The sequence below is a fragment of the Paenibacillus spiritus genome (genome assembly GCF_008710135.1).
GTDB classification, from domain to species: domain Bacteria; phylum Bacillota; class Bacilli; order Paenibacillales; family Paenibacillaceae; genus Paenibacillus_AQ; species Paenibacillus_AQ glufosinatiresistens.
Map to the genome: position 1 here is coordinate 1 of NZ_VYKK01000020.1, position 16651 is coordinate 16651.

Sequence of the window (16651 nt, forward strand, 5' to 3'; positions counted from 1 at the left end):
CTAGGTGTTTTTTTCAATGTCCACTAAATGGGGTCTTGACCACCGGGACTCCAGGGTCTGTCTGTACAGAGACTCCAGTCTCCGGGCCGTGGCTTCCCAGCCGTAACGGTCGACAGCCGCCCTCCGCCCCTCTTCGCCCATCGCCCGTGCCCTGTCGGGACGGCGGATCAGGGTGCGGATGGCCCGGGCAAAGGCCGAGGGGCGGCGGTAGTCGGCAACCAGCATCCCGGTTCGGCCGGAGCCGAGAATCTCTACTATACCGCCGATCGCGGAAGCGATCACAGGCAGCCCGGAGGCCATGGCTTCCACATTCACGAGCCCGAAGGCCTCATGCCGCTGGGAGGGGCAGATGAAGCAGTCGGCCGCCTGGTAGATGCGGTGCATGTCGCCATGGGGTACCGGGCCCAGGAACAGGAACGGCAGCCGAAGCCGCCGGGCCAGACTCCGGAGGCGGCGGATATACCGGGCGTCTCCGCTTCCGGCAACGACCAGCTGAACCGGATAGAACCGGTTCACGCGTGCGGCGGCGCGGATCAGCACCGGCAGGCCCTTGCGCGGGATCACCCTTCCCGCGAAGAGAAGGACGTAGCGGCGGGAAGAAATCCGGTACAGACTGCGCATGCGGTCCCGCAGGGCTTCGTCTGCCGGGACGAACCGGGACAGATCGGCGCCCAGCGGCACGACCTGCGGGGCGAGGCCCAGGCCGGGGAACCGGCGGCGGAGCCGGTCGGCAAGAGAAGCGCTGTTGACGATGACGGCGTCTGCGGGATACAGGCGGGCTGCGGTAAGCGGTCCCGCCGGCACGAACGTCAGCGAATGCAGGTACAGCACTGCCGGAAGTGCAGGATAGGCTTCTTTGACTGCCCGCAGCAGCGCCGGCCGGTTATCGACCTGGATGAGGTCGAAGTTCCCGGCGGCGATCGCCTCCACGATTCCTTCGGCGTAACGGAAGGACGGAGCGGCGGGAAGCCGCAGCAGCCGGACGCCTTCGCGGATCTCCTCTTCCGGCAGTCCCGGGGCCCGGCGGCTGAGCACGGTCACCTCATGCCGGAGCACGAGCCGCCGGGCCGCCGCCCAGATGCTGATCTCCACGGAACCGCTGCCCGGGAGCGGGAACCGCGGCGGCGCGATGAAGCAGATTCGCATGGACTCACTCCTTCCCTGGCCGCCGACAGACGGGCGGCGGCCTGTCGCTTCAGCATATGCGGAAGATGCGCGGCCAGACACGGGTGAGCAGGCCCTTATCCCATGCCTTCCGCAGTCCTCTCGCATATTCTGTTGGCGAAAAGCGAATACCGCCAGAAGCAGAGAGGGCAGTGGGCATGAGACAAAGACGAACAACCATGACCAGCAAATGGGTCAAAACCGTTATTCTGATGAAGAGCCCGGAAGTCGCGCCGCTAATTCCGGAGACCAGCCGGATGACGGCAGGACATGTCGAGCGGATGCTGCACCGTTACGGGATGGTCTATGTGAAGCCGGAGAGGGGAACTTACGGCAACGGCGTGATGCGGGTTGAAATGGAACGGGGGCCCTTCGGCCAGGGATACAAGTACCAGTCGGGAACGCGGATCTACCGGTTCGACCGGTTTGACAGCCTCTACCGGTCGCTGCGGCAGCGGGCGGGCAAGCGGAGCTATCTCGTTCAGCGGGGCATTCCGCTACTGAAGCATGGCGGCCGCCGCTTCGATCTGCGGGTTATGGTCCAGCTCAGTCCGAAGGGACGCTGGGAGACCACAGGGCTGATTGGCCGGGTGGCAGCCAAAGGCAAGGCCGTTACGAATTATCACAGCGGCGGCAAGCCTACGGATATTCATACCCTGCTGGCTCCTCATATGAGCGAGGCCCGGGAACGGGAACTAGTCCGTGAGCTGAAGCGGCTGGGGCAGCGGATCGGACGGTTTTACGGCAAGCACTACCCCGGCTTCCATCAATTAGGAATTGATATCGGGCTGGACCCGGCGCTGACCCCGTGGATTATCGAGGTCAACACGAACCCGGACCCGTACATTTTCAATCAGCTTCACGACAAATCCATGTACCGGAAAGTCATGGCATACCGGCGATTCCGGCTCCGGAACGGCCATTGAAATCCTGATAAAGTAAAAAATTTCCTGATTCATTACCTGCATCGCGGGGTAAGTAGTGGCATCTGTTAGGCATCAGGATGGACGTGGAAGTTGAAGAAAGGCGGGAGTAGAAGAACTATGGATGGCTTCTGGAGATTATCCATCGCAATTTGCACACGGAATCGGCATGACGATTTGCTTCGCTGCCTGAAGTCTCTCTACAGCCAGCGGATCGAAGACGCACGCATCGAACTGATGCTGATTGACGACGGCGAAACGTCCCGTTCCTGGCTGGATGGGGCGCGGGAGCAAGCTCCGGAGTGGGTCGATCTGATCTATTACCGCAAAAATCCGGCCGAGGCCGGTCTGATCCGGTCCCGGCTGTACGCCGTTCGCGCCGCGCGCAACGAAATGCTGCTGTTCCTGGACGACGACGTGGAGCTTGCGCCCGATTATCTGTCCCAGCTTCGGGCGACGCTGGCCGCTCACCCGGAGGCGGTGGGAGTCGGCGGCGTGGATCAAGGATTCTCCTGTTCGCTGAAGGGCAGAATGCTCATGCTGCTCAGCGGAAGAGGGCGCCTGTCCCCGGGCAAGCTGTCCTACAGCGGATTTGCCTCCTCCATGAATCTGTGGAACCGCCAGAAGCGGACGTTCCGGACGGAGTTTCTTCACGGCTGCAATATGTGCTTTCGCCGTTCCGCGCTGAGCGAGGCCGAAGCGGAGGAATGGCTCACCGGCTACAGTCTGGGAGAAGACTTGTATCTGTCGTTCATCGCCGGACGTAGCGGCCCGATGCTGGTCAACCCGGCCATGCGGCTGCTGCACCACGGATCTCCGGCTTCCAGGGACCGGCGGGAGCAGGTCTCCTATTCCAAGGTGGTGAACCATTATGAGCTGCTTCGGCTGCGCACTCCCATGACCCGGCTCCGCTACGGAATGCTGCTGTGGACCGTGGGCTTCTTGTACGCGGAGACCCGGCTGCGGAGGGATGCCGAAGCCAGCCGCGGCTACCGCCGGGGACTGGAACGGCTGCGAGCCGTCATGAGCGGACAATCGGACTCCTGGGCAGGGAGAAGCAAGCTGCCTGCCGACTAGAGCGCAGCGCTGATGCGCCCGGCCGGCCGCCGCAGGGCCCGTGCACCCGTATTCGCCGGCTGGAGCGGCCGGCGGCGGGTGCTTTTCTATCCTCTCCCCGCTTCTTCGGGGAGAGGTTTTAGCGTATACTGGTACATACAAACGAATGAATGGACAAGCGGCTAGAGCAAAGGAGGAGCCTCCCTAGATGGATAATGTTCAACTGCAGCAAGAGTGGATGGATATGGCATTCGACAAAGCCCCGTTCGGGATTGCGCTGCTGCGCCCTGCGGACGGCAGGTGGATGCAGGCGAATGCCGCCATGCGCGACATCCTGACAGGAGGGGAGCGCCCGCAGTGGGCCGAAGGCCTGGATTCTTGCCCGGAACTCTTGAGACCGGAAGGGCAATTTCCTCCGTTCGACTCGATTCTGAGCCATTTGCTCGCAGCCTCCGGCAGAGTCTATGAGATGGACTGGCGCTTCGCGCCGGAGCCGGGGCGTCACGTCTGGCTCGGTCTGCGCTATGTCCGGGAGGTCCGGGAGAACGGCGAGGAAGTCGTTTTGCTGTATGCCCAGGATATTACGGACCGCAAAATTGCCGACCAGATTACTATCAACAGCCGGGATCTGTACGACCTGTTCATTCAGAGCGAACACAATATTATTTCCGTCAGCCAGCCGGACGGGACGCTTACCTTCCTCTCTCCGTCGTTCGAAATGATTCTGGGATATGCGGTCCATGAAGTCATCGGGACCAACCGCTGGGATTATTACCATCCGGAGGACCGCGAACCGTCTGCGGACATCGTGAGCGAAGCGCGTTCCGGCGCAAGCCGGCTCCGCCGCCTGCGGCACAAGGACGGACATTACCGCTGGTTCGAGATTTCTTTTCAGATCATTACGGGCGATGACGGGCAGGTCGAACGGATCATGGGCATCGGCCATGATGTAACCGACCGCAAGCGGAGCGAGGAAGAACTGGCCGTCGCCCAGCGCGTTGCGCGGATCGGCTCGTGGTCCTGGAATCTGAAGACGGGATTGATCGCCTTCTCCGACGAAATCCGTCAGATGGTGTCATACTGTCTGGGTCCGCTGATTCCGTATGAGGACTTCGCCCGTTATCTCCATCCCGATGATCTTGACCGGGTGAATGTCGTGGCCGAGCGCGCCTTTGCCGGCCGCTCCGGCAAGACCGTCTACCGGATCGGTCCACCCGGAGAGTGGATCACCGTGAATGTCGAATGGGAAGTGATACCTGACCGGGACGGCCGTCCCGGCCAGTTGGTCGGCATGATGCAGGATATCACGGAACGCATGAAGATGGAGCAGCAGCTTCGGGAGAGCGAGCGGAATTACCGGCTCATCTCGGAGACCTCCCTTGATCTCATTGTCCGCTATTCGCTTGAAGAGAGCCGGGTCGTCTACTGTTCGCCGGCCAGCCGCACGCTGCTCGGCTATGAGCCGGAGGAAGTGCAGCAGCTGCGGACGGCGGAACATCTGCATCCCGATGACCGGATGCGAATGCTCAAGCAGGTAAGCCATGCCCGGTTAACGGGCAATATTCCGGTCCTCCAATTCCGGTACCGCCGCAAAGACGGGTCGTTCTGCTGGATGGAGACGAGCTGCCGGTTTGTCTACGGGGAGAACGGCTATCCGCAGGAAGTCGTTGCGATCGCTCGCGATATTACGGAGCGCAAGCAGATGGAGTTCAAGCTGAAGGAGAGCGAGCAGCGGTACAAGTCAATATTCGAATACAATCCGTCTGCGGTCTATTCCATGAATCTGCAGGGCGACTATCTGACCGCCAACGAGAATCTGGAGAAGCTGACCGGCTATACGCTGGACGAGCTGATCGGCATGTATTTCGGCCCTCTGGTAGCCGAGAAGGATATGGACAAAACGCTGCATCATTTCAATCTCGCGGCCCAGGGGGAACCGCAGAGCTACGACCTGACGATCATCCACAGGGACGGATACGAAATCGAGATCAATACGGTCAACATCCCGATCATTGTGGACGGGAGAATTGTCGGCGTCTACGGTATCTCCCGCGATATTACCGAGCGGACGCGCTATATCGAGCAGATTGAGCGTCTCAGCAGCGAGTATACGCTCATTCTCAACTCGGTGACCGAGGGTATCTTCGGGCTGGATCAGGAAGGCAGAGTCATGTTCATCAATCCTTCCGCCTCCCGGATGCTGGGTTATCCGAACGAAGAACTGCGGGGACGGCGGGTGGAGGACCTGTTGCATCAGACTGCGCTGTCGGGGATGGTCTACGATCCGATGTCGGCGCCGCTGCTGGAAGCGGTCCGCAGCGGAGACTCCTCGCATGGCAGGGAAGCGGTGCTGTGGCGGGCCGACGGTTCCAGCTTCATCGCGGAGTACCGGGTTACGCCGCTGTTCGATCAGGGAAGACGCCAGGGGACCGTGGTCGTATTCCGCGATATGACGAATGAAGCCGAGATTATCAAGGCCAAGGAATCGGCGGAGCAGGCCGACCGGGCCAAGTCGGAGTTCCTCGCCGTCATGAGCCATGAGCTGCGCACCCCGATGAACGGGATTATGGGCATGACCGATCTGCTGCTGCAGACCGAGCTGGATGAAGAGCAGAGCGGATATGCCGAGATTATCAATCAGAGCAGCCACTCCCTGCTGCAGATTCTGAACGAAATTCTGGACCTCAGCAAGATCGAAGCCGGCAAAATGACCTTGCTCTGCGAGCCCTTTGCGCTGCGGGATATGATTGAAGGGGTGACCGATCTGTTCGGTCCCAAAGCCCAGGAGAAGGGCATCCGGCTTACCTCCAGCATCGGCGACGAGGTTCCTTCCATTATCAACGGCGACGGCGCCCGGCTGCGCCAGGTGCTGGTCAACCTGGTCAGCAACGCGGTGAAATTCACCGAAGAGGGCAGCGTCCATCTGGAGGTGTCGGCAGCCGCATCTTCCAGACCGGGCGGCATGACGCTGCGCTTCCATGTCCGGGATACGGGGATCGGCATCGCGGCCGGCAAGCAGGCGCTGTTGTTCCAGCCGTTCTCCCAGCTTCACCCGTTCATTAACCGCAAGTACGGCGGTACCGGCCTTGGACTGTCCATCTGCAAAAAAATCGTCGAGCTGATGGGCGGCGCCATCGCCGTCGACAGCGTGCACGGAGTCGGCTCCGACTTCTACTTCACGCTTCCCGTACAGGCCGGAGCGGAAGAATGAGCGAAGCGGACGGGCGGGCGGAGCGCTTCTCCCGCCGCCTGAATCTTGCCCCGCTCTCCCAGTGGGAAGCGGGTGTCTCGCGCCCGGCCTCGGCCTGCGGACCCGCGGCCATGGCCGCCCTGGCCGACTACTGGGCCGGCCTGGCCTTGCCCGGAAGCGGGGCGGCGGAATCCGCCCCTGCCCGGATCAACCATATGTATGAGCGCTATGGCGGACGCCCCTGGGGCATGAGCGCCGGCGGACTGGTCCGGGGCCTGCGCCGCTATTGGAAGAGGCATGCGCCGGAAGGGGCCCGCGTCTTCCTTGCGGTGTTTAGGGATTTTGAGCGGTATCGGGAGGAGATCGACGCGGGGCGTCCGGTTGCCGTCAAGTTCGACCGCTGGTCGGCTCTGCGCTGGCGGGGAGACTATGCGTTCGATTACCACTGGACGGTCGGCATCGGCTATGAAGTGGAGGGGAAGAATCGCTTCCTGCTGCTGCATGACAACGGGGGGCGCAAGCGCAGCGGCGAGGCCGTCCCGGGACGGGAGCGGCGCATCGCCTATGAGGCCAACCGGCCCGTTCTCACGATGGTTAGCCTTCGCATTGACACCCCGGAGAACCGGGGTGTATAATGCCGGGGATAACTGGAAATCAAACGTTTGCACACCCTGCAATTCTCTGATTCGCTACATTATTCAGGTATGCGCGCATACCCTCAAAGGAGCATGAATCCATGTCGGTACAAAGAGAGATGGAAGAACCCCTCTATTACGGTGACCCGGCGGCGACCGGCGGCGTGTCCGTATTCGATCCCGCATTTGACGAAATGTTCGCCTATGACGGCGGTGATCTGGGAGTGAGCTACAGTCCGGAAGCGACAACCTTCAAGCTGTGGGCGCCAACGGCGCTGGAAGCAGAAGTCGCGCTGTACGATGCCGGAACGGGCGGAACGGCGGAGCGTCTGGCCATGAGCCGGGAAGCGCGCGGCGTGTGGAGTCTTGCCGTTAACCGCAATCTCGAAGGCGCTTTCTATACCTTCCGGGTGCGGCTTCAGGAGGACCGCTGGCAGGAAGCGGCCGATCCCTATGCCCGGGCTGTCGGGGTCAACGGAGACCGGGGTGCGATCCTGGATCTGCGCGGAACCGACCCGGAGGGCTGGGCGGAAGACCGCGTCGATGCCGAACCGCTGGAAGCCCCGACCGACGCCGTGATTTATGAACTGCATGTCCGCGATCTGTCGATTCATCCGGCCAGCGGCATCTCGGCCAAAGGCAAGTTCGCCGGCCTGGCCGAGAGCGGAACCCGGGGTCCGGGCGGTATTCGGACCGGTCTGGACCATATTGCCGATCTGGGCGTGACGCATGTGCAGCTTCTCCCTGTCTATGATTATTCCACCGAGAGCGTCGATGAGAGCCGGCTGGATGAGCCGCAGTTCAACTGGGGCTACGACCCGAAGAACTACAATGTCCCGGAAGGCTCTTATGCGACCGACCCGTACGTTCCGGGAGTCCGCATCCGCGAGCTGAAAGAGATGATCCAGGCGCTGCACCGCCGCGGTCTGCGCGTCATTATGGACGTGGTCTATAACCATGTCTATGACGGCTACCGCGCCAACTTCTCGAAGCTCGTGCCGGGCTATTATCTGCGCTACGCCGAAGACGGAACGCTCTCCAACGGCTCCGGCTGCGGCAACGACAACGCCACCGAACGCATAATGATGTCCCGTTTCATTGTGGAATCCGTGCTCTACTGGGCCAAGGAATATCATTTCGACGGCTTCCGGTTTGACCTGATGGGTCTGATGGATTATGACACCATCAACGAGGTCCGCCGCCGTCTGGACGAGATCGACCCGACGATCATGACCATCGGAGAAGGCTGGATCATTGATACCGAGCTGGACACGAACCGGCTTGCCCATCAGAAGAACAGCAAGGAGATGCCGCGGATCGGCCAGTTCAGCGATGATTTCCGAGACACGGTCAAGGGCGACATCTTCATCTTCGACCGCAAAGGCTTCGTCAGCGGAGCCCGCGGCTTTGAGCGGAAGGTCAAGACCGTCGTAGCCGGAGGCATTCCGTTCGCTCCGGGTCTGGCGGGCTTTGCCCATGAACCGGATCAGAGCGTCAACTATGTCGAGTGCCATGACAATCATACGCTCTGGGATAAGCTCGTTCTCTCCAACGAGGACGCAGGCGAGGAACATCTGCGCGCCCTGCACCGCCTCGCTTCCGCGATGGTGATGACCAGCCAGGGCATCGCCTTCCTGCATGCGGGACAGGAGTTCATGCGCACCAAGGGCGGCGTGGAGAACAGCTATAAGTCGCCGGACGAAGTCAATTGGCTCGACTGGGAGCGCTGCGCCGAACGCCAGGACGATGTTGCCTACATGAAGCGGCTGATCTCGCTCCGTCTTCGCCATCCGGCGTTCCGGCTGCGCAAGGCCGAAGACATCCGGCATCATCTGTTCTTCGAGCCGGCGCCGCTCGGCACGGTCGCCTACACGCTGCGCGGACATGCCGGCGGGGACGCCGCCGAACACCTTTTTGTCGCCTATAACCCGAAGCCGGAAGGTGCCGTCTTTGAACTTCCGGAACTCGGCGACTGGAAGCCGATCTTCGGCGACGAGATTCTTGGCGATCTCTCCGCCAATCGGCTTGAGCTGACCGGCGCCGGCATGGCCGTCGTCGCAGTGCTGCCGCAGAGCGGACTGGCGACGCACGACTGAGGCGTCCGAGCCTCGGCGCAGCCAGCGTGCCGACCGCCCGCAGCGGCAGGTCGGAATCGAACAGCCTCCTGAACCTTCCCCCTATGCGGGGGAAGACGTTCAGGGGGTTATTTTTGCTGCAAAACAGAGACCGAGTATTATAAGAGCAATGCGGTGGCTTGTAAATATCCGGGAAGGATATGGATTGGAGGCGGCGCTGGAGATAATCTATAGGTGGTGTTTATTGTTGCATCTCTGATCGTGATCCCTGCATGGGCAATCTGCTCCATTACTCATCCTGTCCGCTGCCATATTAATTACGGTCGTTGGAGCTTGTTATTTCCCCAATGCAGCAATTGACTGCGTATCAGGCTTAATTCGGATTCAGAACGACAGCAAGTCATTTAATCGCAGGAAGAGGCTGATTTTGTCACGGGGCGAGAAACGCTGCTAATTAAGAGGGAATCCGTTCCCGTCATGAGTCTGCTTGCTTTGATCCTATAAGAAAAGCGGCTTCAGAGAAGCCGCCCTATCATTTCCGCCCGGTCGCTTACTTTCATCTTCTCGTAGATGCGTTTGACGGTATTGCGTACCGTTCCCTCGCTGATTCCCAGTTGGCTGGAAATATGCAGCGCCCCCTTCTTGTTCATCCACAGCTCGGCAACCTCGCGTTCTCTTGGAGTCAGTCCGAATTCCTGAAAAAGCTCCTGAATGCGGCTGCGTCTCATACAGGGGTCGCAGGCCTGCACCTGGGCGGAGATATCCTCCGCCAGCTTAATAACGAACGGAACCGCGAACTCGACCTCGCGGGCCACGCTGAAGGACAGGTCCAGAAATCCGTATCGCCGATCCTCGAACACAAGCGGAGCGCAGATGCAATTCCACTGCCGGAATACGGGGTGGGAATGCTCCACCCCCCGAACTACGGTCGGGCCTCCCGTCTCCATTGCAAGCGAAACCGCATTCATTCCGGCATGAAGCAAGTCCAGCATCAATCCGCGGCGCAGGCCCGCCTGCTCGGCTTCCCGGCGCAGCGTTTCGTTGGAGTGAATGAGTTCAAGCACCCGTCCTTCCGCCGATACGGCCATCAAGGTGAAGGGGAGGACGACCGACGCCGCGGAGCGGGCTGTGACGGAATGAATACAGGACAACAGGCTGTTCTCCGGCACATCGCTCATTCTGGGTTGCGAAGGGGAGTCAACAAAAGTAAAAGAAACGCCCTCGGACAGAGCGCTGCCGAACCGGGCTCTCCTTTCAGGAACCAGATCATCCGGGGTGAACCAGCTCTTCTTCTCTGCAAGACTGCTGAACATCGAAGACCTCCTCCTCATGACAGAGAAATAATACAAAAGGGAATATATCCTATTAAGTCATATTTTTCAATGATATATAATTGGTTTCAGCCGTTCATCCGGCATCCTGCGCCTAGGCGCGGGCTCTCGATTATTCAGAGGATTTGGTCGATAGTAAAAAGAGAGAAAGCTTACGTTCAGGGGAAGCTTTTTTGGAGCCTGGTCCCGGCATGAATCCCATTGGATTCTGGGGAAGATTTGGACCCCCCGGACGGTATCGGGGGTCCTGAAGCCGTGATACAATGGTTGCGGGACTTTTTTCCTAATGACTTGATTATTCGCCTGAAATCGACTTCCGGGGAGACCACAATGAAACTGCGTACCAAGATTCTGTTATATATTCTTGCCGTCGCTGTGCTTGCGCTGTCGTCTACATATATCCTCTCAAATACGATATTTCTGGACCGGTTCGCGAAGTTGGACCGCGAGGCGGTGGAATCGCGCATGTCCGATATCGTGAATACCTATCATACAGAGCTTCAGGGCATTAACGAAACGATGCTCAATTACTCGGTCTGGGACGAGACGTATGACTTTGTCCGGGAACGGACGGCGCCGGACCCGGAGAATCCTTATATTCAAAGCAATTTTGACGAGGCTACCTTTGAGAGCAACCGTTTTGACCTGATGGCTCTGACGAACCGGAGGGGCGACCTGGTCTACAGCGGCATGTACAATCAGAGACGCCAGAAGACGGTGCCGGCAACGCCCGAGGTGACGGAACTGCTGTCGTCCATCCGCCAGCGGCTGGCCGTATTCACGGAGGCGAGCGACCGATTCGTGGGTCTCGTGATGCTGGAGAAAGGTCCGATGCTGATCGCCTGCCAGCCCATTGTTCGCAACGACCGTTCGGGCCCCGTTGCCGGAATGGCGGTCGCCGGACGCATGCTGGACCGGGAAGAGATCGGCCGGATCGGCCGCCTGAGTCCCTCCGGAATTACAGTGGAGAGCGCTACGGGCGAACGGCTGGCGGGCAGCGGGGGACAGGATATCTGGGTAGAGAAGCTCTCGGGACATTTCCTGGCGGGACACGGCGTAATCTATGACCTGTTCGGCAACCCGGGCATTATCCTCTCGATGGAGCAGGAGCGCCATATCTATTTGAGCGGCCAGAACGCCATGTCGAACTTCACGCTGTTCTTCGTTATATCGACAACCGGCATCTGCCTGCTCAGCTTGCTGTTTATCAACCGCACGATTCTGAACCGGATGGCGGCGCTGGTTCGCAGCATCCGGGTCATTCGGCAGAGCGGCGATCTGACCGTGCGGATCGGTCTAACGGGGCGGGACGAATTCGGTGAAGTCGAGAAGGAATTCAACAGGCTGGTGTCCTCGCTGGAGAGCACCCATCAGGAACTGCACAGCAAGGCGATGCTGGACCCGCTGACCCGGCTGCCCAACCGCGCGTTCTTCTTTCAGACGCTGGACCGGGCCATCCGTCAGGCGGCTGGCAGCGGCCGGCAGATTGCCCTGCTGTTCATTGACCTGGACCACTTCAAGGCGATCAACGACACCTGGGGGCATGACTTCGGAGATGCGATCCTGAAGCAGATTGCCGACAGGCTCTCGGGGGCGGTCGGACCAGAAGACCTGGTCTCCAGACTGGGCGGAGACGAGTTCACGATTCTGCTGGCGCATTTGTCCGATCCCGTGGATATACAGGCCCGCATCTTCCCGATTCAGCGCGTTCTGTCCGAGCCGTATCTTCTGAACGGACAGGTGTTCCACAGTACGGCGAGTATCGGAGTCAGCGTGTACCCGCAGAACGGAGAGAGCGCCGAGCTGTTGGTCAAGGCCGCCGATCTGGCGATGTTCCAGGTGAAGGAGAACGGCCGGAACAACGTATTTCGCTATTCCTCCCAGCTGGACGAGAGGGTCAGCCGCAAAAAAGTGCTCGGCCGGCAGCTTCTCTCGGCCGCCGAAAACGGGGAGCTGGAGATGCACTACCAGCCTATTCTGTCCGCTTCAACGGGTGAGGTCGTCAAAGTGGAAGCGCTGCTGCGCTGGACCAGCCCGACCTTCGGACCGGTCTCGCCCGCCGAATTCATCCCGCTCGCGGAAGCCGGCGGCTCGATGCTCGGCATCGGAACCTGGGTAATCGAGCGGGTCTGTACCGATCTGCGCTGGTTCCGGGAGAACGGCGTGGAGCTGACGGCGGCCGTCAACATTTCGGGCCTCCAGCTCATGCATCCCGGACTGCCGGGAGAGCTCGCGAGGGCGCTGAAGGTCAACGGGCTCCAGCCCGGCTGCCTGGAGCTGGAGATCACCGAAACGGTGCTGATGTCGGGGGAATCCGTCTTCGGAGCGCTTGAAGAGCTGCGCTCGCTGGGCTTCCGCATTTCACTCGACGATTTCGGAACCGGATTCTCCTCGCTCAGCTATCTGCGGCATTTCACCGTCGACCTCATCAAGATTGACCGGTCCTTCGTCTCCGGCATTCGGCCGGGAGCGACCGATGATACGCTGGTCCGGACGGTGATTGAGCTGGGCCACAATCTCGGACTGCGCGTCATCTCCGAGGGGGTCGAGCTTAAGGAGCAGTTCGAGCTGCTGTGCCATCTGGGCACCGATGAGCTTCAGGGCTACTACATCAGCCGTCCGCTTCCGGCTGCGAAGCTGGAAGAATTCATCTTCAACCGGCAGTATGATCTTTTTCTATCAAAATGAATGTTTCATCCTCCAAAAGGTGACATTGCTCACGCCGCGCGCTCTGACCGGATGATAAGATCAGGTTATTTCCTGCAAGTATCCCGCAGAGGCGCTTCGGCGCAGGCTTGGGCTTCTCTGCTTTAATGCGGCATAGTTATCATTGCGAGAGTTATACGGAGACGGAGGAGAAGAACATGGGTAAGACGACAGGATTTTTGGAATATGCGCGCCGGACGCCCGGCGAATGCGAAGCGCTGGAGCGCATCGGCGGCTGGAATGAGTTCACGGTTCCGCTGGAAGAGGAGAAGCTGCGCGAGCAGGCGGCCCGCTGCATGGACTGCGGAACGCCGTTCTGCCACGTCGGCCGGCTGCTGTCGGGCATGGCTTCGGGCTGCCCGCTGCACAATCTGATTCCCGAATGGAACGATATGGTCTATCGGGGCAACTGGAAGGTGGCGCTGGGCCGCCTTCACAAGACGAATAACTTTCCGGAGTTCACCGGCCGGGTCTGCCCGGCTCCCTGCGAGGGGGCCTGTACGGTAGGCAAGCACGGCAGTCCGGTAACCATCAAGAATATTGAGAAGTCGATCGTCGACCGCGGATTTGAAGAAGGCTGGATCGTGCCGGAGCCGCCGCTTCTGCGGACAGGCAAGACGGTGGCCGTCGTCGGCTCGGGACCGGCGGGTATGGCCTGCGCCGCGCAGCTTAACAAGGCCGGCCACACGGTTACTGTATACGAACGAGCGGACCGGATCGGCGGCCTTCTGACCTACGGCATCCCGAATATGAAGCTGGAGAAGAGCAAGGTTCAGCGCCGGGTTGATCTGTTGGCTGCCGAAGGCGTCGAATTCGTAACCGGCGTGGAGATCGGCAGAGACGTCAGCGCCGAAGAGCTCCGCAGCCGCCACGATGCCGTTGTGCTGTGCACCGGATCGACAAAGGCGCGCGATCTGCCGGTACCGGGACGTGATCTGGAAGGCATCCATCAGGCGATGGAATTCCTGACCCTGAACACGAAGAGCCTGCTGGATTCCGGTCTGGAAGACGGAAGCTATCTGTCGGCCGCCGGCAAGGATGTGGTCGTCATCGGCGGCGGCGATACCGGTACGGACTGCGTAGCTACCGCTCTGCGCCACGGCTGCAAGAGCGTCGTCCAGCTTGAGATTATGCCGCAGGCTCCGCTGAGCCGGCAGGCGGATAATCCGTGGCCGGAGTATCCGAAGGTGCTGAAGGTCGACTACGGCCAGCAGGAAGCGGCGGCCGTATACGGCGAAGACCCGCGCCGCTATCTCGTGTCCACCAAGCGGTTCGGCGGCGACGGCAGAGGACATCTGACCGAAGTGCATACCGTGCGCATCGAATGGAAGCGCTCGGAGGACGGCCGGATGATGGCCGTCGAGATTCCGGGAAGCGAAGAAGCGCTCCCGGCGCAGATGGTGCTTCTGGCGCTCGGCTTTACCGGTCCGGAAGAGCAGGTGATGGACCAGCTCGGCGTGGAGCGCGATGAGCGGGGCAACGCCAAGGCGGAATTCGGCCTCCAGGCGACGAATGTGGACGGCGTGTTCGCCGCCGGCGATATGCGCCGCGGCCAGAGCCTTGTCGTATGGGCGATCAGCGAAGGACGCCAGGCTGCCCGCGAAGTCGACCGCTACCTGATGGGAACGTCGGAGCTGCCCTGAACGACCCGAAGCGACCCTCAACGAACCGGATCAATCCGGATCAAGGGACCAATAACGACCCGGAACGAGGACGCCCGAGAGGGCGTCCTTTTCGGTGTGCAGGCGATAAGCGGCACGCGGTATCGTCCCGCCGCTCCAGGTTGTAGGGGAGGCGGGGAAGGATTATGATGGGACCAAGAGGCTTACAGGCAAGAAGCTTATGGAACGAGAAGGAGGCTGGAAGAATTCATGAAGCTGATGTTTATTTCCGATATTCACGGTTCGCGCCACTGGCTGGAGAAGGCGCTCGCCAAGGCCGATGAGGAGCGGCCGGACCGGCTGGTGTTCCTGGGGGATTTTCTGTATCACGGTCCGCGCAATCCGCTGCCCGAGGGCTACGATCCGCAGGGGGTGGCGAAGCTGCTGAACGAGCGCAGCGCCGAACTGCTGGGGCTGCGCGGCAACTGCGACGCCGAGGTGGACCAGATGCTCCTTGCGTTCCCGATGATGGGCGACGATATTCAGCTCTGGGCCGATGGCCGGCGGATCTTCGCTACGCACGGGCATGTCTTCGGCATGGAGGCCCTGCCGCCGCTGAACGCAGGCGATATCTTCATCCAGGGACATACCCATGTCCCGGTGGCGGACATCCGGGAGGGGATCTATGTGCTGAATCCCGGCTCGATCTCGCTTCCCAAAGAGAACTATCTGAATTCGTACGGCATTCTTGAGCCGTCGGGCTTTGCCGTCAAAGGATTCGACGGCTCTGTGATTAAGTCGATTGCTTTCCAATAAGAAGGGCAAGAACGGCGCTTTTGTTGACGGGTATTATATTGTATGATAGGTGAGGTAAATCGCGGCCAGCCTGCGCTTTATCCAAATCTTTCAGCAAAGCGGGAATCCAAGCCATGAATCCAATTGACCTCAACTATAGCATGCCGGCCGAGTGGGCCGAGCATGAGCGCACCTTTATCTCCTGGCCGGTACAGGCTTCCATGTGTTATCCCGGCAGCCACGCCTCCGTCTGCGAAGGCTATGCCGGCATTATCCGGGCCATCGCCGAGTTCGAGCCGGTTACGGTCATCGTGAATCCCGAGGAAGCCGAACAGGTCCGGCGTCTGCTGGACTTCCCGAACGTTGAGCTGATGCCGATCGAGCACAGCGACGCCTGGCTCCGCGACAACGGGCCCACCTTTCTGACCGGTCCGGAGGGCAAGCTTGCGGGCGTGAACTGGAAGTTCAACGCCTGGGGCGGCAAATATTCGCCGTGGGACCTTGACGACAAGGTCGCGCCGCAGATTCTGGAGCGGCTGCATATCGACCGGTTCGATGCGCCGATTGTTATGGAAGGCGGTTCGATCCACACCGACGGCGAAGGCACGCTGCTGACGACGGAGGAATGTCTGCTGAATCCGAACCGCAATCCCGGTCTCGGAGTCGGCGACATCGAAGAGTATCTGCATAAATTCACCGGAGCCCGGAAGGTCATCTGGCTGAAGCGTGGCCTCAGCGGCGACGAGACGGACGGCCATGTCGACAACATCGCCTGCTTCATCGGTCCCGGCAAGGTGCTGATCCAGATCTGCGACGACCCGGCCGACGAGAACTACGCCATTGCGCAGGAGAATCTGCGCATTCTGGAAGAGGCCGTGGATGCCAGGGGCCGGAAGCTGGAGATCCACACGATTCAGCAGCCGCCGCGCGCCGATCATGAAGACAGCCGGCTGACGCTGAGCTATCTGAATTTCTATTTTGTGAACGGCGGGATTATTCTGCCGGTATTCGGCGGGGCGGCGGAAGCGGCTGACCGGCTTGCGGAGGCGAAGCTGCAGGAGCTTTTCCCGGACCGTGTAATCCGCACCGTAGACGGGTTGGCCGTTATCACGGAAGGCGGCAACGTGCACTGCACCACCCAACAGATGCCGAAGGGGCATTGACGATCAGAGCCG

Annotated in this window: 11 protein-coding genes; 9 read left to right on the top strand and 2 right to left on the bottom strand. The window is 60.5% G+C overall.

The genetic code is table 11. The features are described 5' to 3' along the window. Positions 1-1146: a glycosyltransferase family 4 protein gene (locus F4V43_RS13915; protein ID WP_150458857.1), complete on the bottom strand. Its 1146-nt coding sequence runs from the start codon at positions 1144-1146 to the stop codon at positions 1-3. A gap of 176 nt (positions 1147-1322) precedes the next feature. On the opposite strand from F4V43_RS13915, the gene F4V43_RS13920 reads away from it, so the two are divergent. From F4V43_RS13920 to pulA, 5 genes are all read left to right on the top strand, one after another. Then, positions 1323-2090, top strand: a complete 768-nt coding sequence (locus tag F4V43_RS13920; protein WP_150458858.1) for a YheC/YheD family protein — start codon at positions 1323-1325, stop codon at positions 2088-2090. A 117-nt stretch (positions 2091-2207) separates the two neighbouring features. Further along, complete coding sequence (locus F4V43_RS13925) at positions 2208-3164, top strand: glycosyltransferase family 2 protein (protein ID WP_150458859.1); 957 nt, start codon at positions 2208-2210, stop codon at positions 3162-3164. Between the two features lie 187 nt (positions 3165-3351). Continuing rightward, a complete protein-coding gene (locus tag F4V43_RS13930) occupies positions 3352-6354 on the top strand; it encodes a PAS domain S-box protein (protein ID WP_150458860.1) in 3003 nt (1000 codons plus the stop codon). Then, a complete protein-coding gene (locus tag F4V43_RS13935) occupies positions 6351-6968 on the top strand; it encodes a C39 family peptidase (RefSeq protein ID WP_150458861.1) in 618 nt (205 codons plus the stop codon). The genes F4V43_RS13930 and F4V43_RS13935 overlap by 4 nt, the downstream gene beginning before the upstream one ends. 101 nt (positions 6969-7069) lie before the next feature. Then, positions 7070-9064 carry a type I pullulanase gene (pulA, locus tag F4V43_RS13940; RefSeq protein WP_150458862.1) on the top strand — a complete coding sequence of 665 codons (1995 nt, stop codon included), beginning with the start codon at positions 7070-7072 and terminating at the stop codon, positions 9062-9064. Positions 9065-9558: 494 nt separating this feature from the next. Here the strand turns inward: pulA and F4V43_RS13945 are convergent, their stop codons facing one another. Further along, on the bottom strand, positions 9559-10356 hold the full coding sequence (locus tag F4V43_RS13945; protein ID WP_191089587.1) for a helix-turn-helix transcriptional regulator: 798 nt from the start codon (positions 10354-10356) through the stop codon (positions 9559-9561). Between the two features lie 348 nt (positions 10357-10704). Here F4V43_RS13945 and F4V43_RS13950 point away from each other — a divergent pair, with 348 nt between their 5' ends. The 4 genes from F4V43_RS13950 to F4V43_RS13965 all read left to right on the top strand — a co-directional run bounded on the left by F4V43_RS13950 (position 10705) and on the right by F4V43_RS13965 (position 16639). After that, complete coding sequence (locus F4V43_RS13950) at positions 10705-13062, top strand: EAL domain-containing protein (RefSeq protein ID WP_150458864.1); 2358 nt, start codon at positions 10705-10707, stop codon at positions 13060-13062. A 176-nt stretch (positions 13063-13238) separates the two neighbouring features. Then, positions 13239-14723: a glutamate synthase subunit beta gene (locus tag F4V43_RS13955; protein ID WP_150458865.1), complete on the top strand. Its 1485-nt coding sequence runs from the start codon at positions 13239-13241 to the stop codon at positions 14721-14723. Positions 14724-14951: 228 nt separating this feature from the next. After that, positions 14952-15497, top strand: coding sequence for a phosphodiesterase (gene yfcE, locus F4V43_RS13960; protein WP_150458866.1), 546 nt, complete (start codon positions 14952-14954; stop codon positions 15495-15497). Between the two features lie 113 nt (positions 15498-15610). Beyond that, positions 15611-16639 (top strand): agmatine/peptidylarginine deiminase, encoded by a 1029-nt coding sequence (locus F4V43_RS13965; RefSeq protein WP_150458867.1) that lies wholly within the window; start codon positions 15611-15613, stop codon positions 16637-16639. The last annotated feature ends 12 nt before the right edge of the window (positions 16640-16651 follow it).